The sequence below is a fragment of the Amycolatopsis marina genome (assembly GCF_900111885.1).
GTDB lineage: Bacteria > Actinomycetota > Actinomycetes > Mycobacteriales > Pseudonocardiaceae > Amycolatopsis > Amycolatopsis marina.
Genome location: NZ_FOKG01000022.1, coordinates 18,744 through 38,885, shown reverse-complemented (window position 1 = coordinate 38,885; position 20,142 = coordinate 18,744). Strand labels below are relative to the sequence as shown.

Here is a 20,142-nt window from a genome sequence, read left to right as displayed (position 1 = left end):
GACGGCAGGGCACTAACGGTAACTGAGCAGTGTCGCACCGTCGCCGTCGAAGTGCCCGTGTTCGTTGAACGAGAGCAGACTGAGCCCGCCCCGACCCGAGACGATCTTGGTGATTCCGCCGTTGGCAGTGACCCGGTTCATGGCGAGGAACGTGTGCTCAAGTCCCGAGCCCGCCTGTGGCTGCGAGCAGATGAGCTGGGCGCACAGCGCGGCGATCACCCCGCCCGAGGTGAACACCACCGCCTGCTCGCCCTTGCCCAGCCCGGCGACCAACTCGTCCAGTGCACCGCGCACCCTGGCGCTGAACGCGGGCCAGCTCTCGGCACACAGGCTCGTGCCGCCCGAGCGTGCCCAGTCCGCCAGCGCGGCGTCGAGCACCGACTGGAACGCACGCGGGTCAGCACCCTGCACCGTCGGACTGCCGTGCTGGGCCAGCACGTCGAGGTGGTCGTACTCGTTCCACCTCGGGTCCTCCTTCGCGACGAGACCCTGGCCGATTTCCGCCAGTGCCGCCTCCGCCGTGGCCCGTTGCCTGCGCATCGAGCCACACCAGGCACCGCTGCCGGTGACGCCACGCCTGCACAGCTCGGCCCCGACGGCGGCCGACTGTGCGGCGCCGTGCTCGGAAAGCACGTCGTAGTCGGCCGCTCCGAAGGAGGCCTGGCCGTGGCGGACCAGGAAGACGGCGCCCATCAGCCGCTGCCCTCGTCGATGACGCGGCGACAGCGCGATTCGAGATAGCCCACGAACATCCAGAAGTCCTTGAATGCCGGGTTGTGTGTCTGGCCGTGGTGGTAGCGGTAGTAGATCTGCTGGAGCACGACGGCCAGCCGGAACAGCCCGTACACCTCGTAGAAGGTCCAGTTGGGGATCGCCGTCCCCGTGCGCTCGGCATAGTGATCGACGACCTCGGCTCGGGTGAGCATACCCGGCAGGTGCGTCGGCTGGCGCCTGCTGGCCTGGAACACCTCGTCGTCATCGGCCTGCACCCAGTAGGACAGTGTGGTGCCCAGTTCCATCAACGGATCGCCGAGCGTGGCCATCTCCCAGTCCAGGATGCCCACGACGGCGAGGTCGTCCTCGGGGTCGAGCAGGACGTTGTCGAGCCGGAAGTCGTTGTGAATAAGGCAGATCCGCACCTCCTCCGGTTGATTGGCCGCGAGCCAGTCACGCACCTCGGTGAAGGCCGGGACGTTGGGGGTGTGCGACCGGTCCAGCCTGCGACTCCAGCCCTCGACCTGCCGCCGGATGTACCCGGCTCCCTTGCCGAGGTCGGCGAGACCCGCGGCTTCCACGTCCACCTCGTGCAGCTCCACCAGCCGGTCGATCAGCCCGGTGGACAGCGCTCGTGCGCGAGGCGGCTCCAGGGTCATCCCTTCCGGCAGGTCGCCGCGCAGGATGAGGCCGTCGATCCGTTCCATCACGTAGAAGTCGTCGCCGAGGATCGCGTGGTCCTCGCACAGCGCCACCATCGGCGGGACGTAGGGAAAGATCGGCGCCAGACCTGCCTGCACCCGGTACTCACGACGCATGTCGTGCGCCGAAGCCGCCTTCTCCCCCGCCGGCGGCCTGCGCAGGATCAGCTCGCGATCCGGGTAGACCAGCAGGTAGGTCAGGTTGGACGCGCCGCCCGGGAACTGGCGTACCTCGGGTGGTCCCGCCAGCCCGTCCACTCTCGCCGCGAGCCACTCGTGCACCGCGGCGACGTCGAAGCTGTCCTCGGCGCGGACGGGACGTGCTTCGCCCGCGCCGCTCACGTGAACTTCCGGAGCAGGCCCGCCGGGGCGAAGCGCATGACCACGCTCAACGGCGCCCACGGCAGGGTCGGAATGTAGGCCTTGGCCCGCTCGCGTTCGATCGCGTCGACCAGTGCGCGCACCCCCCTGTCCGCGCTCGCCAGCAGCGGGGTACTGCCCGCGCGGCCGGTCATCTCGGACTCGATGTAGCCGGGCAGCAGCGTGGTGACCGCGATCGGGGTGCCGGCGGTGTCTGCCCTGATCCCGTCGGCCAGCGCGGCGACTCCGGCCTTCGACGCGGCGTAGGCGGTGACGTTGCCGGGGAGACCCCGGAGGGCGCTGAAGGACGAGATGACCACCAGGTGCCCCGCGTTCTGCTCGCGGAAGACCTCCATGGCGGCCTCGCACTGGGCCAGCCCAGCGACCAGGTTCGTCTCGACGGTCTCGCGGTTCGCGTCGAACCTGCCGGTGCCCACCGGTTGCCCCTTGCCCAGTCCCGCGTTGACCACGAATCGGTCGATGGTGCCGAGCTCGGCGCGGAACTCTTTGACCACGCTGAACACCCGGTCGTGCTCGTTGACGTCGAGAGACCTGGTGACGACCGTGATGCCGTCATGGCGGGCCCGCAGCTCGGCGGCGAGTTCCTCGAGCCGGTCGGTCCGGCGGGCGCACAGCGCGAGGTTGCGGCCCTTGGCCGCGAACCTCCTGGCCATGCCTTCGCCGAGCCCGGAGCTGGCGCCGGTGATCACGATGTTCTTCCGGTAGGTCATGGCACATGATCGCATTACCTACTGGTTGGTAACAAGCACGGCGGCCCGGTGGCCCGCGAGCCAGTCGCGGGACACCGGGCCACCGTCTCCAGGGAGGGCGCGGGTCTGGGGGCAGACGACTCCCTGTGCGGAACCGGCTATTCGGTGCCGGTGTAGAGCAGCTTGTTGGGAGTGTCGCCGGTCGGGTTGGTGATCTTGTCCGGCGTCGCCGCGCCGGTCAGCGCGTCGGCCACCTGGGCGGGCGTGGCATCCGGGTTGCCCGCCAGGTGCAGCGCGGCGGCGCCGACCACGTGCGGCGTGGCCATCGAGGTGCCGCTGATCGTGTTCTCGGCACCGTCGCTCCACGCGGAGGTGATGTTCACACCAGGGGCGTAGATGTCGACGACGCTGCCGTGGTTGGAGAAGTCGGCCTGCGCGTCCTGCTTGTCGCTCGCGGCCACGGTTATCGCCTCGGCCACCCTGGCCGGAGAGTAGCCGGACGCGTCCTCGGAACTGTTGCCCGCGGCGACGCCGAAGGTCACGCCCTTCTCGACGGCACCGCGGACCGCCTCGTCGAGTGCGTCGTCGACGCTGCCACCGAGGCTCATGTTCGCCACCGACGGCCCGCTGGCGTTCTCGGCGACCCAGTCGATCCCGGCGACCACCTGGGCGGTGGTACCGCTGCCGTTCGCGTCGAGCACCCGGACCGGGACGATCTTCACGCCCTTGGCCACGCCGTACTCCTTGCCGCCTACGGTGCCCGCGACGTGTGTGCCGTGCCCGTTCTCGTCGGTGGCATCGTCGTCGTTGTCGATGAAGTCCTTGCCTCCGGAGACCCGGCCGCCGAAGGTGGCGTGGTCGGTGAGCACTCCTGTGTCGACGATGTAGGCAGTCACGTTCGCCGCGTCCGAGGCGGAGGTGTAGGAATCGTCCAGCGGCAGATCTCGCTGGTCGACCCGGTCCAGCCCCCACGAGGGTGGCGACGGTTGGGTGTCCATCGCGTGCACCCGCTGGTTCTGCACCACGTAGTCGACGCCCGCGTCCGCTGCCAGCCGCTTGGCCTCTGCCTCCGTAGCCGTTACGGAGAATCCTTCCAGCGCGGTGCCGTAGGTGTGCGACACCTCGGCGCCGTAGCGGCCGGCGAGGCTCTGCGCCTTGACCCCCACCGCGGTCCTGACCTCGGCAGCCGCCATGGTCGCGGGACTGTCCTTGAGCACCACAATGTAACTGTCCGTCACGGAATCGGCGGTGTTCGCCGCCCGAATTTGCACCTCCGCACCTGGGACGGCCTGTACCGCTCCGGCCCCGAGAACTGCAGCCGCCGCGGTCGCTCCGGCGAGCGAGACACCCGCCGCGAGGCTCCTTCGTAGCTGTCGCGAATTGCCCATTGGTTCCCTTTCCGCTGTTCATCAGGCGGCAACGGGAGCCAGTTCCATGCCGGGCCCAGCATCGTCACGGTGCGGCCCCGACCCCTCGACTGTCGGAACGGCCACTGTTGCCTTGCTGTTATGCAATCCCGCGGAACGCAAGTAAGCAATGATTCACAGTTACCAGTACTAGACCATTCGGAGTAATTCACCTCGTCAGAGTGAGGTAGTGCCGCTTCCGACGCGGAAGTGCAGGCGGTCACCACTGATAACGTTGTCGTGTTCGTTACCAACGCCGATCTCGGCGGGAACCAACAGTCGGGGCGGTTGACACTCAGATGACGTCGGGTGCCGGTACCGGACGGGAAGCCGGTGGTACCCCGTTCGGCGAATCGTTTCCGGAGGCGTTGCGAACCGCGATCTCGGCCAGCGGACTCAGCCTCGACCGGATCCAGGCCCGGCTGCAACGGCAGGGCGTCTCGGTGAGTGTGACCGCGCTGAGTTACTGGCAGTCCGGCAAGCGACAGCCGGAACGACAGAGCTCGATAGCGGCCGTACAGGCGCTCGAGGAAATCCTGGAGATCCCCGCCGGCTCCCTGATCAGCCTGTTGCCCCCGCCTCGCCCGCGCGGGACCAACTCGCGCAAGCGCAGCTCCCTGCCCGACGACGGGCTGGCCTTCGCGCACACGGTGCTGCGACCCCTGCTCGCCAGGGTCGGCGCACCGCACGCACTGGAACAACACCACCAGCTGGCCCTGGTCAGCCTGCACGACCGCTGCGATATCGCGGCCGACGGCGGGCAGCGCGCCGTCACGACCCGCGCTGTCTTTCAGGCGAGCACCAGCCGCCAGGACCGGTGGCTACTCGTCTACAGCCAGGACGACCCGGCCGCGGGCACTCCCGTGCTGCATGCCGAGCGCAACTGCACGGTCGGACGCGTCGAGGTGGACGCCGACCACGGGGTCACCGTCGCCGAACTGCTCTTCGACAGCGCCATCGACAAGGGCGAGACCTGCCTCATCGAGTACTCGGTCAGCAACGACGGTCCGCCGTTCCCGGAGTGCCGCAACACCCACTACCGCGAGTTCCGCAGGCCGGTTCGCGAGTACCTGCTGGAAGTCCGCTTCGACAGCGGGATCATGCCCGCGCGCTGCACCCAGTACTCCAGAACGGCCACCGCCGAACCGATGCGCCGGGACATCCGGGTCGACCGCACGAACGCCGTCCACGCGGTCGCCCTCGACTTCGGTCCCGGTGTGTTCGGGATCGACTGGAGCTGAACCCGGTTCCGAGACGTCCGTTCAGACGAGCTTGTTCCGGAGCAGCTTGCCCGTCGCGTTCCTGGGGAGTTCGTCCAGGAACTCCACCTCGCGCGGCACCTTGTACCTGGCGAGGTTCGACTTGACGAACTCACGCAGGGTGTCAGCGTCGAGGTCCGCGCCCTCAGCTGGCACCACGAAGGCCTTCAGCCGCTGGCCGAACTCCTTGTCGGGCACCCCGATGACCGCCGCCTCGAGCACGTCGGGACGCTCGACCAGGAGGTTCTCCACCTCGATCGGGAAGACGTTCTCCCCACCGGAGACGATCATCTCGTCGTCCCGGCCGTCGATGAACAGCAGGCCGTCGTTGTCGAAGTGGCCCACATCGCCACTGGAGAGCAGCCCGTCGATCATCTCCTTGTTCCGCCCGTCGGTGTACCCGCCGAAGCTCAGGCCGCTGCCCACGAAGACCCGGCCGGTGACGTTCGGCTCGGTGATCTTCTGGCCCTTCTCGTCGTAGAGCGCGACGTGACAGCCAACTGGCGGCCTGCCGACGGTGCCGGGGGCCTTGCGCCAGTCCTCCGGGGTCGCCACGGTGGCGACGGCGACCTCGGTCGAGCCGTAGAGATTGTGCACGACCTCGCCGAAGAGCGCGGTCGCGCGGTTGCCGAGGTCCGGCGACAGGGCCGAACCGGCCACGAACACGATCCGCAGTGACGACGTGTCGTACTTGGCGAGCACCGCGGGGTCGAGGTCGACGATGCGTTGCAGCATGGTCGGCACCAGCACCAGGGCGGTGCATTTGTGCTCCTCCACTCCGCGCAGGGTCTCCTCCGGGTCGAACCGCCTGCGCATGACGACCTTGCAGCCGAGAGCGAAGGAGAGGATGAACTGCGACAGCCCGGTGCCGTGGAAGATCGGCGCCCCCATGTAGGTGCTCTCCCCCGCGCGCAGCGGAACCCGGTCGAGGAACTGCGCGGAGTGCAGCGGCGAGGTCTGCGGGCGCGGGGCGCCCTTCGGGGTGCCGGTCGTGCCGCTGGTGAGCAGCACGAAACCGCCGGGCCTGCGCGGTGCGGGCAGCGGCCGGTCGTCGTTGCTGGCGATCAGCTCGTCCAGGATCGGGATGTCCGGATCCCGGCGCTGCGCGACCGGGCTGTCGTGGTCGACCCAGGCGAGGTAGCGGTCGATTTGGCCCTCGACGGCGTCGAGCAGGTCGGTGAACTCCTCGTCGTAGACGAGTGCGCCGACCTTCTCCCGTTTGGCGACGTCGGCCAGCTGCGGCTTGGCGAACCCGGTGTTCATCAGCAGCAGGCGGGCACCCAGTTTCCCCGCGGCCAGCATCGCGAGGACCAGCCCACGGTGGTCCCGGCACAGCGCCGCGATGACCGAGCCCGGGGTGAGCCCGCGCTCCGACCAGGCCCTGGCGAGGGCGTTGGAGCGCAGGTCGAGCTGTTTGAAGGTGAGAGGCCCGAGTTCGTCCACCAGACCGACGGCGGTGGAGTCCCGTCGCGCGGCGATCTGGGTCGAGCCGGCGAACGGGCCGAACTTGCGCACGGCGACCAGCGACCGCAGGCCCTCGTCGAGGCGGGGAAAGGGCACCAGGCCCGCCTGCCACATGACTCGGATACTGCGGGCGGTCTCGGCCGCCTTCTCGGTCACCGCTGTCACGCTGGACGGGTTTCTCATCCGGGCACCTCCGTTGCTGCTGCGGCCGAGAGCGCATCATCGCGGCATCCATACCGTACTGGCGGTATGAACGCTGATTGACAGTATCCGAACCACCGGCTGAGCAGCTAGGCCTCTGGTCGAGCACTGTCGGTGCCGACGCGCAGAATCACGTCTGTGCACATCATCGTGGCCCGTGAATCAGACGGCGTCTACTCCCTGCGCGGGCCTGCTGACCTGCCGGATCTCCGTGGTGTGGGGATCGCCGAGCTATGCGTTCGCGCAGAAGAGTGGGAGCGAGATCACGCTCCCCGCTGGATCTTCACCTCGGTCGAGCAGGACTATCCGGTGCTGTTGCAGGCGGGGATCCGGGTGCGCCGCTGCCACGACCTCACCCTCACCGAGGGCCTGCTGCTCGCGTACGAGGGCAGGCACGGCGAGCCGCGCGGGCTGGCAGGCGCCTACGCCAGGGCGGTCGGCCTGCCACCGCCGCCGGACAGCGAGGCGCACCTCGACGACCAGCCTGCCCTGTTCGACCCGCGTGGCGCGGGGCTTCCCCGCGACGTCGCGGTGCTCGACGCGGCCGCGACCGTGCTCGCCGAGCAGCGGCGGCGGATCGAGCGGACCGACCACCCCGAACGGATCCGGCTGCTGGTCGCCGCCGAGTCGGCCAGTGCGCTGGCGGCGGCCGAGATGTCGGCCGACGGCCTGCCATGGCGGGCGGATCTGCACGACGAACTCCTCACCGAACTGCTCGGTCCGCGGGTCCCCGCTGGCCAGCGGCCGCGCACACTCGCCCGGCTCGCCGAACGTATCCAGGACGCCTTCGACGGCAGGCAGGTGAACCCGGACGCTCCGGCGAGCGTGGTGCGCGCGTTCGGCAGGGCGGGCATCGAGGTGCCCTCGGCCAGGGCACACGTACTTCGGCGAGTCGACCATCCCGCCGTCGCTCCCCTGCTGGAGTACAAGGAGCTGGCGCGGCTGCACTCGGCGCACGGCTGGGCCTGGCTCGACGGCTGGGTCCGGGACAACCGGTTCCGGCCGGTGTACGTGGTGGGCGGAGTGGTGTCGGGACGCTGGGCCAGCCGGGGCGGGGCGGCCCTGCAGATTCCCCGGACTCTGCGGAGTTGTGTGCGGGCCGACCCGGGATGGCGGCTCGTGGTGGCGGACGCGGCACAGCTGGAACCACGGGTCCTTGCCGCGCTGTCCGGCGACAGGCGGCTCGCCGAGGTGTCGGCCGCCAGCGACCTCTACGACAGTCTCGCGGAGGTGATGTTCTCCGGCGGTGCGCTGCCCGCCGCCGCCTTCGACGACCGGGACGACCGGTCGAGGGCGAAGATCGCGATGCTCTCGGCGATGTACGGCGGGACCGCGGGCGAGGCCGCAGCCCTGCTCGCAGTGCTCCGCCAGCGGTTCCCGGACGCGGTGTCCTATGTAGAGCATGTTGCGCTGGCAGGAGAACGCGGCGAGCGGGTCCGGTCCCGACTCGGCCGCACCTCCCCCGACCCGTCCGCGGCCTGGCGCGCGCTCACCGGGGGCACGGTCGACGACCTCGCCGGCGCGGACAGGGCTCGCAGGGCCGCACGGGACTGGGGACGCTTCACCCGCAACTTCGTGGTCCAGGCGAGCGCGGCGGACTGGACCGCGGTGCTGCTGGCCACCCTGCGCAGACGACTCCCGCCGCCCGCGCACCTGGTGTTCTTTCAGCACGACGAAGTGCTGGTGCATACGCCGACGGAGCTGGCGGACACGGTGAGCACCTGTGTCGAGGAGTCGGTGCGGGAGACCGCCGAACTGGTCTTCGGCGCCTCCTGCCCGGTGCGCTTCCCGCTGCACATCGCGGTAGTTGGAACTTATGCCGACGCCAAATAGGCCGCTACCCCGCTGCGGCCGCCTTGTCCATCGCCCGCAGGATCCGCTTGACCGAGACGGGGAAGGCGGTGCGCAGGGTCTGCGCGAAGAAGCTGATCCGCAACTCCTCGATCATCCAGCGGATCTCGGCGAGCGCAGGACTGGGCGGTGTCCCCGGCGGCAGTGCGCCGAGCACCGCGCGGTACTCCTGGCTGAGCCACTCGACCTCGCGCAGTCGTTCGAGATCGCGTGGCAGGTCCCCGGGCAGCTTGTCCAGCCGTCGTTCGATCCCGCGCAGGTACCGCACCACGTCCGGCAGTCGGGCGACACCGGCCTCCGTGACGAATCCCGGACGTACCAGCCCGGCGAACTGGGATCGAATGTCCGCGACCGACTCGGCGTATGGGCCGCGGGGAAGATCCTCGAGCCGGGCTTCGACATCGTGTGCCGCCAGCAACACCCGCTCCACCTCATGCAGGGTGTCGAGCACGGTGCGGCCCAACTCGCCCCTGACCTTCTCCAACAGCACGGCGAAGCCCGCGTCGTCCCACGCCGGCCCGCCGTTGTCGGCCATCAGCTTGTCCACCGCGGCGTCGACGCAGTCCTCCAGCAACGCCGCGACCCCGCCGTGCGGGTTCCGGCCGAGTACGAGCTTGCTCTGGTTACCGAGATTACGGTTGATGAACTTCATCGGTGAAGGCAGGCTCAGCCGCAGCAGCCTGCGTGTGCCGGCCCACATCTGCGCCCGCTGGCGCGCCGGGTTGTCGAGCATCCGCACCGCGACGGTCTCACCCTCGTCCACCAGTGCGGGGTACGCCTTCACCGCATGGCCACGCTGTGAAGTCTCGAAGACCTCGGGCAGTTCCCCGAAGCCGGGACCGCGCAGCCCACCGCGCTCGATGCTGTCAGCGGCCGCGGAGATGGTGGCCCGCACCTCGCCACTGAGCTCGCGTTTGAGCGCCTCGAGATCCTTGCCCTCGGCCAGTTTCCGGTTTTTCGCATCGACCACGCGGAAGGTGATCCGCAGGTGCTCGGGCACCTCGTCCGGCCGCCAGGCATCCGGCGGGATCACCACACCGCGCAGCTGCCGGAGCCGATCGCCGAGAACGTCGGCAAGCGGGCCGTCCCCTGGGCCGGCTCCGTCGAGGGCGAGGCGCGCGTGGTCGGGTGCGGGAACGACGGTGCGGCGGATCTGCTTCGGCAGCGATCTGATGAGTGCCGTGGCCAGTTCCTCGCGCAGACCGGGCACCTGCCAGTCGAAACCGTCGGGACTCACCTGGTTCAGCACCTGGACGGGGATGTGCACGGTGACCCCGTCGGCGTCGCTGCCCGGCTCGAACTGGTAGGTCAGCGGGAACCGCAGCGCACCCTGCGTCCACTCGTCCGGGTAGTCCGACTCGGTCACCGCGCCCGCGGTCTCGTTGATCAGCATCGACTTCTCGAAGCTGAGCAGGTCCGGCTGCTCACGCCGGGTCTTCTTCCACCACGAGTCGAAGTGCCGCGCGGACGCCACCTCGGCGCCGACCCGCTGGTCGTAGAAGTCGAACAGTGTCTCGTCGTCCACCAGGATGTCGCGACGGCGGGCCCGGTGCTCCAGGCTCTCCACCTCGTCGAGCAGCGCTCTGTTCTCGTGGAAGAACCGGTGCCGGGTCTCCCAGTCACCCTCGACGAGTGCGTGCCGGATGAACAGCTCCCTGGAGACCTCCGGGTCGATGCGGCCGTAGTTGACCTTGCGGCCGGCCACGAGGGGGACGCCGTACAGCGTCACCTTCTCCATGGCCATCACCGCGCCCTGCTTGCGCTCCCAGTGCGGCTCCGAGTAGGTGCGCTTGAGCACGTGCTCCGCCAGTGGCTCCACCCACTCGGGCTCGATCCGGGCCGCGACCCGCGCCCAGAGCCGGGAGGTCTCCACCAGTTCGGCCGCCATCACCCACCGGGGCTGCTTCTTGAACAGCGCCGAACCGGGGAACACCGCGAAACGCGTGCCGCGCGCGCCCAGGTAGTCGCCCTTGGCCGGGTCCTTGAGCCCGATGTGCGAGAGCATCCCGGCGATCAGCGCGGTGTGCACCCGCTGAAAGTCCGCCGGCTCGGAATTCAGGGTCACGCCGAGCTGTTTGGCCAGCCTGCGCAACTGGCTGAAGATGTCCTGCCACTCCCGCACCCGCAGGTAGTTCAGGTACTCCGCCTTGCAGAGCTTGCGGAACTGGTTGCCGGAGAGCTCGCGTTGCCGCTCGGTCAGGTACTCCCAGAGGTTCAGATATGCCTGGAAGTCGGAGTTCTTGTCAGCGAACCGAGCGTGCAGCTGGTCGGCGGCCTGCTGTTTCTCCGCGGGCCGCTCTCGCGGGTCCTGAATAGACAGAGCGGCCGCGATGATCATGACCTCGCGGACACACCCGTTGCTGTCCGCCTCCAGCACCATCCGGCCGAGCCGTGGGTCGACCGGCAACTGGGCGAGCTTTCGCCCGATCGGTGTCAGCCGCCGTCCCGCGCCCGTCTGTCCTGGTTCGAGGGCGTGCAGTTCCAGCAGCAGGTTCACCCCGTCGGTGATCTGCCTGCGGTCAGGCGGCTCGACGAACGGGAACCCGGCGAGATCACCCAGGCCGAGCGAGGTCATCTGCAGGATGACCGAGGCGAGGTTCGTGCGCAGGATCTCCGGGTCGGTGAACTCGGGGCGGGACTCGAAGTCGGCCTCGGAGTAGAGCCGGATGCAGATGCCGTCGGAGGTACGGCCGCAGCGGCCCTTGCGCTGGTTCGCCGAAGCCTGCGAGACGGGTTCGATCGGCAGCCGCTGCACCTTCGTTCGGTGGCTGTAGCGGGAGATACGCGCGGTACCCGGGTCGATCACGTACTTGATGCCGGGCACCGTCAGCGAGGTCTCGGCGACGTTGGTGGCGAGCACGATCCTGCGGCGCGAACGATGTCGCTGAAAGACCCGGTGCTGATCGGCGGAGGACAGCCGAGCGTACAGCGGCAGGATCTCGGTGTCCCGCAAGTCCTGTTTGGACAGCGCATCGGCCGCGTCGCGAATCTCCCTTTCACCGGAAAGGAAGACCAGCACGTCGCCCGGCCCCGCCGCGGCCAGCTCGTCCACGGCGTCGCAGATCGCCTGCACCTGATCCCGGTCGGGGTCACCGTCGGGGTCGTCCGGGTCGAGGATCGGGCGGTAGCGCACCTCCACGGGGTAGGTCCGGCCGGAGACCTCGACCACCGGCGCGTCGCCGAAGTGCCTGGAGAACCGTTCCGGATCGATGGTGGCCGAGGTGATGATCAGTTTCAGGTCCGGCCTGCGCGGCAGGAGCTGCTTGAGGTAGCCGAGCAGGAAGTCGATGTTGAGGCTGCGCTCGTGGGCCTCGTCGATGATGATCGTGTCGTACTGCCGAAGCATCCGGTCCTGCTGGATCTCCGCCAGCAGGATGCCGTCGGTCATCACCTTGACCAGCGTGTCGTCCCCGGAGTGGTCGGTGAAGCGAATCTTGTAGCCCACGGTGGAGCCCGGTTCGGTGCCGAGCTCGCTGGCGATGCGGTCGGCCACCGTGCGAGCGGCGAGCCTGCGCGGCTGGGTGTGCCCGATCTGGCCGCGGATGCCCAGCCCGAGTTCGAGACAGATCTTGGGCAGCTGCGTGGTCTTGCCCGACCCGGTCTCCCCGGCGACGATCACCACCTGGTTGTCCCGGATGGCCGCGGCGAGATCCTCGCGACGGGCACTGACTGGCAGCTCCGCCGGGTACTCGATGCGCGGGACGGACTCCCTCCTGCTGCGGACACGCAGCTCGGCCGCGTCGATGTCGGTGGAGATCTGCTCCACCAGACCGGCCATCGACTTCTGGTCGCGGGAGCGGCGGCGGGCACCGTCGATGCGCCTGCGCAGCCGGTGCGCGTCGCGGGGCATCAGCTCGGGCAGCCGGGAGCGCAGCGCCTCGAGCGGGGAGGGAGTAGACATACCTCGTCCACAATAGCGTCGCGCGCTACCGGATTACCGCCGCAGCACGCTCGGCGAGAGCTGGCCCACGCTGCGGTTGCCGGAGAGGCCCATGCTGATGTCGAAGTCGGCGAGCAGGCAGCGCAGCACGTGCCGCACCCCTGCTTCACCGCCATGGGCGAGCCCGTACACGTACGGCCTGCCCAGCAGCACGGCGCTCGCCCCGAGAGCGAGTGCCTTGAGCACGTCGGAACCGGTCCGCACGCCGGAGTCGAACAGCACCTCGATCCGATCCCCGACCGCGGTGGCGATCTCGGGCAGCACGTCCAGTGCGGCGACGGCTCCGTCGACCTGACGGCCACCGTGGTTGGAGACGATGACGCCGTCCATCCCCGCGTCGGCGGCCCTGCGGGCGTCGTCGACATGCTGGATGCCCTTGAGCACGATCGGGCCGTCCCAGTGCTCACGCAGGAACGGCAGTTGCCGCCAGGTGCGGTCGGTGCCGGTCACCATGAAGATCCAACGCAGGATTGCCGCGGCACTGTCCTCCTCCGGCGTCTTGTCCAGCAGGGCGCGAAAGGCGGGGTCGGAGAACGGGATCGCCACCCCCTCGCCCTCCAGGAACGGCAGGTACGCCTGGTCGAGGTCGCAGGGACGCCAGCCCAGCGTCCACGTGTCCAGGGTGACCACCAGGGTTGTGTAGCCGGCCTTCTTCGCCCGGCTGAGGATGCTGGCGGTGACGTCCGGATCGTTCGGCCAGTACAGCTGGAACCACCTCGGCCCTGCCCCGTTCGCCGCGGCGACCTCCTCGATCGTCTTCGAGGACGCGGTGGACAGCACCATCGGCACGCCGAGTTCCGCCGCGGCGCGCGCGGTCGCGAGTTCGGCTTCGGGGTGCACGATCGACTGCACCCCGACCGGGGCGAGCAGGACCGGCGCGGGCATCGGGGTGCCGAGCAGGGAAGTGGAGAGGTCGCGATCGGTGGAGTCGGTGAGCATCCGCGGCACGAGCTTCCAGCGGTCGAACGCCTCGCGGTTCGCCCGCACGGTCGAACCGGATCCGGCTCCGCTCGCGACGTAGGAGAACGGGCCCGGCTCCATCAGTGCCTCAGCGGAGGACTCGAGCCGGGTGGCATCGGTGGAGAACTCCGGTTTCGTACCACCGAATCCCTGCAGGTAGATCTCGCTCTGGTAGCTCCCGAACCGTTCCGCCATGCCGGACCTCCTCGTCGCTGCCCCGCCATACCCGCCGGTATCCTACGGACCGCCGTGGCGGACCGGCGATCCCCGCTTCCGGCGATCACCGGTCCGTGACGGAGCTGCCCGGGCCTACAACCCGAGCTCGCCGAGGCGGACGCTGATCCGCGGGTCGGTGGACACCACGGGCGACTCTGCCCGCACCCACGGATCCCCACCGAAGTAGCGCTGGAAGATCTTCTCCGCGGTCCGGGTCGCGACCGCCTGCGTCGTCAGTGTCGGATTGGGGCCGCCGAGTGAGTTGGCCAGTGCGGAGTTGTCCGCGATGAACAGGCGGCGCACGGCCCTGGACTCCGCGTTCGCGTCGAGCACCGAGTCGGCCGCCGACTCACCCATCCGCATCGAGGACTGCACATGCAGGATCAGTGGCGCCCAGTTGATCCGGTACACCTTCTTCGCACCGGCCCCGCGCAGCAACTCCGCCGCCTTCCGCGCCATGAACTCGCGGTTGCGCAGGGTCCGTGCGCTGCGCTGACGCTGCCGGAACGACACCTTCGGCACCGGACCGTGCTCGTCGGCGGGGAACGCCGAAAGGGTGACCCTGTTGTCCGGCTCCACGTCGTCGTCGGTGATCACCAGCGCGTTGAGCAACGTGTCGATGCCCCCGCTGAGCAACTCCTTGAGTTCCGGCCCGATGACCCGGCCCGCAGGACCGTCCCAGGGACCGGCGCTGCCGTTGTCGTTGTCGTACTGGCCCCGGATACCGCTGTCGGACAAGGTCATCGCGAACGCCTCGAGCGCGGGCGGCAGGCCGACGTTCTCCAGCCCGCCGTACCCCGGCATCTCCAGCCTGGCCGAGGACCCGGGCCCCTTCGAGTTGCCGGTGTCACCGTCGAACGAGCCGATCAGCCAGTCGAAATGGTGGTCGGTGTAGCCGCGGCCGACCCAGTCGTTCGGGTTCGGCAGGCCGCTGTTGAACCACAGTCTCGGGTTCTCGGTGCAGCCGCCGGACATGACGACTACCCGGGCGTCCTCCCTGTGCTCTTCGCCGGAGGCGTTGTCGCGCCACGTCACGCCGGTGGCCGCGAGCCCACCCTGCCGCTGTTCGGTGTGCACCCTGGTCACGTAGGCGTCGGTGATCAGCTCGACCGGCCTGCCCCCTGCCGACCAGACCTCCGCGGTCAGTGCCATCGGGACGTAACTGTTGTCGGTGGAGCGCTTGGCGAACTGGTTGCGGGGTGCCGCGATCGGCTGCATGCAGCCCTGGAAGCAGTAGCCGCAGAACGTGCAGCCCGTGGCCTTGGGGTACTGCAGGAGGTCGCGATCGGACGTCCGCCCCGCGTTGCCGCCCGGCTGGAGGATGGCGTTCTCCTGTGGACGGTAGGACGGACCCGTGGTGGTCTTCGTGGTCTGCACCGGAATTCCGAGCGTCTCACAGCCACGGAACCAGGTCTGTTCCTTGGTGCCCATGGCGGCCGTCTGCACCGGCAGGGTGGCTTCCACCCACTCGAAGTACGGCACCATTTCCGCGTAGCCGAAGGGAAAACGGTGGGCGATGTCGTACTGCTCGCGGTCGGCGCCGGTGTAGTCGTTGAAGACTCCGGGGTAGGCGCGGGGAGAGTTGCCGTAGTAGTGCTGGGTGGTGCCGCCGACACCGGAGACCTGCCAGACGAAGGAGTTCTGCGGCCACTCGCGGAACCACGCCGGCTTCGACCTGTCACTCGGGCCGAGCCGGAAGAACCCGGTGAGTGGGTTGTTCGCGTCGTTCTCGAAGTGCGTCCACTCCGTGCGCGGGTTCGCGTGCCGGGGACCTGCCTCCAGCAGCAGCACATCGAGTCCGCGCGCCGCGAGTTCCTTGGCGACGACAGGGCCACCGCCGCCCGCGCCGATGATGATGACGTCACGCATCGCTGACCTCCGTACGGCCCTGGTAGTACCCGATGAAGTCGTCCCAGCCGTCCACTGGGCCGTCCGGCTGGTACCCGGTGAGCTCCCAACCGACCGGACGTCCGGTGAGCTGCCTGCTCTCCGGGTCGAACACGCCGTACTCGGAGAACGAGCCGAACGTCGCGAACTCCAGCAACGCTCCGCCGACGAACTTCAGCAGTCCGGACACCGAACTCCGCAACGGCTGCGGGAACTCCGCGTCCAGCAGGGAGACCAGGTCGGAGTCCGGGCCTTCCAGCAGCCGGAACGCGGCGGCCTTCTCGGCCCACGTGAGGCGCGCGAACGGAGAGAGGAACGGCCCGTTGACGGCCAGCGGATTGACCTGGGTCGCCAGCAGATTGAGCATTCCGGCGACCGGCAGCGAGAGCGGGATGGTCGCGTCGTTCTCCAGCAGCGTACGCAGCGCCCGGTCCAGGGTGCCCACCTCGGCGGGCAGCAGGTTCAGCCCCGGCAGGTCGACCCCGGTGTCGGCCAGCCCGGTCGCGAGCGCCGCGGCGACGGGCCGGGCCAGTTCGTCCGGGAAGGGCACGAAGTTGTCCAGCGACGCGATCATGAAGTCCGTGCCCTCGGCCTGGAGGGCGCCTGGCTCGGGACTGGGGGTGCCCTGCGCGTCGGAGTACGCGTCGGGGCCGGGACAGACGAACACTGTCAGTCCGTTGAACGTGTCCCTGGCGAGTTCGGCGAGGACGGGTCGGAGCAGTCCGACCAGGTCGGGCAGCAGGCTGTTTTCAGCGGCGGTGGCTGGTGGCGCGAGCGCGCTGCGGGGCAGCAGCCCGCCCACGCCGACAGCGGCGCCCAGCAGCCCCATGCGCGCGAGAAAGGCACGCCGGGCCAGCGGGGATTGGCTCATTGTCCGTCTCCAGTGGTGGATGTGACAGGCGACACACTGTGTCTATCGACCAACCGGAGGTATCGCACTAGGCCAAATGCCCAGAATGCCTGTCTTTTGGTTGTGCAGAACCGCCATCGGTCCGCAACCCGTACGCGATCAGGGCCATGGAGAGCGAGAGTCCGCTCTGGTAGTCCTGCAGCGAGCGGCCGAGCAGGCTCTCCAGCCTGCGCAGCCGGTTCAGCACGGTGTTGCGATGGCAGTAGAGCCGGGCGGCGGTCGCCGCGGCGGAACGATTGGTCTCCAGCCACGCGGTCAGGGTCTCCAGCAGGATGTTCCGCTCGGCCGGGGACAGGCGCAGCAGCGGGCCGAGCACGCCGGACACGAGGCGCTCGGCCAGTTCGGGTGAGCGGGCGACGAGCGCCTCGGGCAGGCGCTCGTCGAGCCGGGCGAGCCCGGTGTCGTCGGCGGGCAGGGTGCGCAACGCGAGCAGGGCCAGTTCATGACCTGCCCCCACCTCCGCCAGCCCGTACACGGCCGGGCTGACCCCGACGCGCGCCCGCACCCCGCCGCGCAGCAGATCGAGCACGGAGTCCGCCCCGCGCCGTTCGAGCGCGACGATGCCGACCAACGTCCCCGCGCGCGGCTCCCACACCGAGCGCACGCCGTACACGGCCAGCGCGTCCTGCGGCATCGCCAGCCCGGGTGTGCCGTCCTCAGCCAGGTCGGCGGCCAGCACGAGGTAGTCGCCGCCCGCGGGCAACCCGAGCTCGACCGCGGCCTGCTCGGCGAACCCGCTCTCGCGCCCACGTCCACGCAGCAGGTCCTCCACCAGCGCGTGCCTGCGGTGCACGTCCAGCTTGCGCAACTGCAGCTCGGTGTGCCGGTAGGCCCTGGCGAGCTCGGAGGATGTCTCGTCCACCACGGTCCACACCGAGGTGGCGACATCCAGCAGTTGCTCCCGGTCGACCTCGTCGTCCTCCTTGGCCATCTGCACCAGCGCCCGCCAGATCACCCGGCCGCCGAGCCGGTACGAGCGCAGCACCGAATCCAGCGGCACCCGCTGTTCCGCCCTGCGGGAGCCGGTGGCGACGGCGGCGTCGAACGGGTTCGCTCCCTCGGGAACGGTCTCCCCCAGCAATTGCAGCACCCGGCCGAGGTTGTGCTCGCACGAGCGGCGCAGATCCTCCAGCGAGACCAGTTCGGCGTCGTGGTAACCGGGGTTCTCGGCCAGGATGTCGGCGACGAGGTTGTCAGTCAGCGCGTCCAGCCTGCCGCTCAACTGCCGGGCCATGCGCCGGGAGAGTTCCATCGGCCAACCTCCGTCTTCCCCGGAATCGCGGCCGATTATCGCCGCTGCCTCCGCCGTCGCGCCGGACGGCACCCGCCGGGTCAGGCCCTGGTCTCCTCGATCAGCCATGCCAGGTATTCGGCGCTACCACCCACGATGGATGTCGCGACGACCTCGGGAACGTCGTAGGAGTGCCAGGCCGTGAGCCGCTCGGTCAGTTCGGTGACGCGGTCGGCGGCGGTCTTGATCTCGACGCGCCACTCCGTGTCGTTCTGCACGGCGCCGTCCCAGCGGTACACGCTGGTGATCGGCCCCACCACCTGCGCGCACGCTCCGAGCCTGGCCTCGATCGCCTTCGCCGCGAGGTTGCGCGCGGCCTCTTCGCTGTCGATCGTCGTAGCGACGACCACGTGCTCTGCCGACATGGCCAGAGGGTACGTCAGGCGCTGTTTCGATCAGTGATTGAATCAGTGATTGAATCGGTGACCGAGGTGTGCTCTGCTGGAGTGATGCCGACGCGCCCCGACGCCTCCACGGCGTCCACCGCCGAACGACTGCTCACCGTCGCCGAGTCCCTGTTCCTGCAGGACGGGTACGACGCGGTGTCGGTGCGGGCGATCAACACGGCTGCGGGCATGAGCCCGGCCGCCGTGCACTACCACTTCGGTTCCAAGGAGGGCCTCGTCGTCCGCCTGCTGGAGGACCGGCTCGCGCCGTTGTGGCGGGAACGCCTCGACGAGATCGCCGGGGCGGGTCACACACCGCTGGCCGAACTGGTGGACGCGATCCTGCTCCCGTTCGCCGACCTGGTGGCCGATCCGGTCGGCAGGCTGCGGCTGCACCTGCTCGCAAGGACGGTCCTGGCGGGCAAGGCGGTGCGCTGGAACTCGCCGTGGTTCAGCCTGGCCCCATGGGTCGACAGGCTGCGTGCGAACTGTCCCGAACTCAGCCGGGAGGAGGCCACGGACCGCTGGCGGCTGGCGTTCGACCTCATCCTGCGGGAGTTCGGTGATCCCCTCGGTGAGGGACGTCCTTCACGGCCCGTCCCATCGGTGCCGCTGCCCACACTCGCCGCGTTCGTCACTGCCGGGCTGAGCGCTTCGCCCAGCGGGGAAGGACGGCGGTGACCGTGGCACCCGAGATCTTCGCCCCCGCACGGCTCGGGCCGGTGCGGCTGCGCAACCGGATCATCAAGGCGGCCACCTTCGAAGGACGAACGCCGCACGCCCTCGTCACCGACGAGCTGATCGACTTCCACCGGAGGCAGGCCGCGGGTGGCGTCGCGATGAGCACGGTGGCGTACTGCGCCGTCTCCCCGGAAGGCCGCACGGATCGCCACCAGATCTGGATGCGACAGCAGGCGCTGGCCGGGCTCCGCAGGCTGACCGAGGCGGTGCACGCCGAGGGCGCTGCGGTGTCCGCGCAACTCGGGCACGCGGGCCCGGTCTCGAACTCGTTGTCCACCGGCCTGCCCTCGCTCGGCCCCAGCCGCCGGCCCAACCCGCTGAGCCTGCGCCTGACCAGAGCGGCGACCGGGGAGGACCTGCGCCGGATCGTCGAGGCGCACGGAAACGCCGCTCGACTGGCGATCGCGGCCGGGTTCGATGCCGTTGAGGTGCACCTCGGCCACAACTACCTGGTGAGCGCGTTCCTCAGTCCACGGCTCAACCGGCGCACGGACAACTACGGCGGTGACCTCGAAGGGCGGGCGAGGCTGGCCAGGGAGGTGCTTCGGGCGGTGCGGGACGCCGCCGGGGACCGGATCGCCATCACCGCGAAGCTGAACATGGACGACGGTGTCCCTGGCGGGTTCTGGCTCGACGAGAGCGTCGAGGTCGGCCGCATGCTGGAGGCGGACGGTTCGGTCGACGCACTCGAACTCACGGCGGGCAGCTCACTGCTCAACCCGATGTACCTGTTCACCGGGGACGTCCCGCTGCGGGAGTTCGCGGCGACCTTCCCGCGCCCGCAGCGGACCGCCATCCGCGTCGGGGGTCGCGCGTTCCTGAAGTCCTACCCGTACCGGGAGGCGTACCTGCTGGACTCGGCGCGCCAGTTCCGGGCGGCGCTGCGGCTGCCGTTGATCCTGCTGGGCGGCATCACCGGGCGACCGGCGATGGATCTAGCCATGGCCGAGGGCTTCGAGTTCGTGGCGATGGCCAGGGCGCTGCTTCGGGAACCGGACCTCCCACTACGCCTGCGTGCCGAACCCGCGACCCGGTCGCTGTGCATCCACTGCAACAAATGCATGCCGACGATCTACCGGAGCACTCGTTGCGTACTCCAAACAAGTGAACTGGGACACATCGGGAATATTTAGTACCGCTACACA

At 69.4% G+C, this 20,142-nt stretch carries 15 protein-coding genes; 4 read left to right on the top strand and 11 right to left on the bottom strand.

Going from position 1 to position 20,142, the window contains the following annotated elements:
* Positions 1-12 precede the first annotated feature (12 nt).
* The 4 genes from BM199_RS27505 to BM199_RS27490 form a co-directional block, all read right to left on the bottom strand.
* Positions 13-693: a histidine phosphatase family protein gene (locus tag BM199_RS27505; RefSeq protein WP_091677472.1), complete on the bottom strand. Its 681-nt coding sequence runs from the start codon at positions 691-693 to the stop codon at positions 13-15.
* On the bottom strand, positions 693-1,757 hold the full coding sequence (locus tag BM199_RS27500; RefSeq protein WP_091677469.1) for a phosphotransferase family protein: 1,065 nt from the start codon (positions 1,755-1,757) through the stop codon (positions 693-695). Before BM199_RS27500 ends, BM199_RS27505 begins: the two co-directional genes overlap by 1 nt.
* On the bottom strand, positions 1,754-2,506 hold the full coding sequence (locus BM199_RS27495; protein ID WP_091677467.1) for an SDR family oxidoreductase: 753 nt from the start codon (positions 2,504-2,506) through the stop codon (positions 1,754-1,756). Before BM199_RS27495 ends, BM199_RS27500 begins: the two co-directional genes overlap by 4 nt.
* A gap of 137 nt (positions 2,507-2,643) precedes the next feature.
* Positions 2,644-3,873 carry a S8 family peptidase gene (locus BM199_RS27490; RefSeq protein WP_091677464.1) on the bottom strand — a complete coding sequence of 410 codons (1,230 nt, stop codon included), beginning with the start codon at positions 3,871-3,873 and terminating at the stop codon, positions 2,644-2,646.
* 317 nt (positions 3,874-4,190) lie between these two features.
* Between BM199_RS27490 and BM199_RS27485 the strand changes: the two genes are divergently transcribed.
* Positions 4,191-5,132 carry a hypothetical protein gene (locus tag BM199_RS27485; protein ID WP_245788793.1) on the top strand — a complete coding sequence of 314 codons (942 nt, stop codon included), beginning with the start codon at positions 4,191-4,193 and terminating at the stop codon, positions 5,130-5,132.
* A 21-nt stretch (positions 5,133-5,153) separates the two neighbouring features.
* Here BM199_RS27485 and BM199_RS27480 read toward each other — a convergent pair whose 3' ends face one another.
* Complete coding sequence (locus BM199_RS27480; protein ID WP_091677461.1) at positions 5,154-6,797, bottom strand: acyl-CoA synthetase; 1,644 nt, start codon at positions 6,795-6,797, stop codon at positions 5,154-5,156.
* Positions 6,798-6,953: 156 nt separating this feature from the next.
* On the opposite strand from BM199_RS27480, the gene BM199_RS27475 reads away from it, so the two are divergent.
* Complete coding sequence (locus BM199_RS27475) at positions 6,954-8,648, top strand: bifunctional 3'-5' exonuclease/DNA polymerase (RefSeq protein ID WP_091677459.1); 1,695 nt, start codon at positions 6,954-6,956, stop codon at positions 8,646-8,648.
* Positions 8,649-8,652: 4 nt separating this feature from the next.
* Here the strand turns inward: BM199_RS27475 and hrpA are convergent, their stop codons facing one another.
* From hrpA to cutA, 6 genes are all read right to left on the bottom strand, one after another.
* Positions 8,653-12,567, bottom strand: a complete 3,915-nt coding sequence (gene hrpA / locus BM199_RS27470) for an ATP-dependent RNA helicase HrpA (protein WP_091677456.1) — start codon at positions 12,565-12,567, stop codon at positions 8,653-8,655.
* Between the two features lie 33 nt (positions 12,568-12,600).
* A complete protein-coding gene (locus tag BM199_RS27465; protein WP_091677454.1) occupies positions 12,601-13,761 on the bottom strand; it encodes a lactate 2-monooxygenase in 1,161 nt (386 codons plus the stop codon).
* A gap of 114 nt (positions 13,762-13,875) precedes the next feature.
* Positions 13,876-15,651: a GMC family oxidoreductase N-terminal domain-containing protein gene (locus tag BM199_RS27460; RefSeq protein ID WP_091677451.1), complete on the bottom strand. Its 1,776-nt coding sequence runs from the start codon at positions 15,649-15,651 to the stop codon at positions 13,876-13,878.
* Positions 15,644-16,540 (bottom strand): hypothetical protein, encoded by an 897-nt coding sequence (locus BM199_RS27455; RefSeq protein ID WP_091677448.1) that lies wholly within the window; start codon positions 16,538-16,540, stop codon positions 15,644-15,646. Before BM199_RS27455 ends, BM199_RS27460 begins: the two co-directional genes overlap by 8 nt.
* A gap of 67 nt (positions 16,541-16,607) precedes the next feature.
* Positions 16,608-17,939 carry a PucR family transcriptional regulator gene (locus BM199_RS27450; protein ID WP_245788792.1) on the bottom strand — a complete coding sequence of 444 codons (1,332 nt, stop codon included), beginning with the start codon at positions 17,937-17,939 and terminating at the stop codon, positions 16,608-16,610.
* On the bottom strand, positions 17,912-18,235 hold the full coding sequence (gene cutA / locus BM199_RS27445) for a divalent-cation tolerance protein CutA (protein ID WP_091677442.1): 324 nt from the start codon (positions 18,233-18,235) through the stop codon (positions 17,912-17,914). Before cutA ends, BM199_RS27450 begins: the two co-directional genes overlap by 28 nt.
* A gap of 84 nt (positions 18,236-18,319) precedes the next feature.
* Between cutA and BM199_RS27440 the strand changes: the two genes are divergently transcribed.
* Both BM199_RS27440 and BM199_RS27435 read left to right on the top strand, forming a co-directional pair.
* Positions 18,320-18,937 (top strand): TetR/AcrR family transcriptional regulator, encoded by a 618-nt coding sequence (locus BM199_RS27440; RefSeq protein ID WP_091677439.1) that lies wholly within the window; start codon positions 18,320-18,322, stop codon positions 18,935-18,937.
* Positions 18,934-20,130, top strand: coding sequence for an NADH:flavin oxidoreductase (locus BM199_RS27435; RefSeq protein WP_091677437.1), 1,197 nt, complete (start codon positions 18,934-18,936; stop codon positions 20,128-20,130). Before BM199_RS27440 ends, BM199_RS27435 begins: the two co-directional genes overlap by 4 nt.
* Positions 20,131-20,142 lie beyond the last annotated feature (12 nt).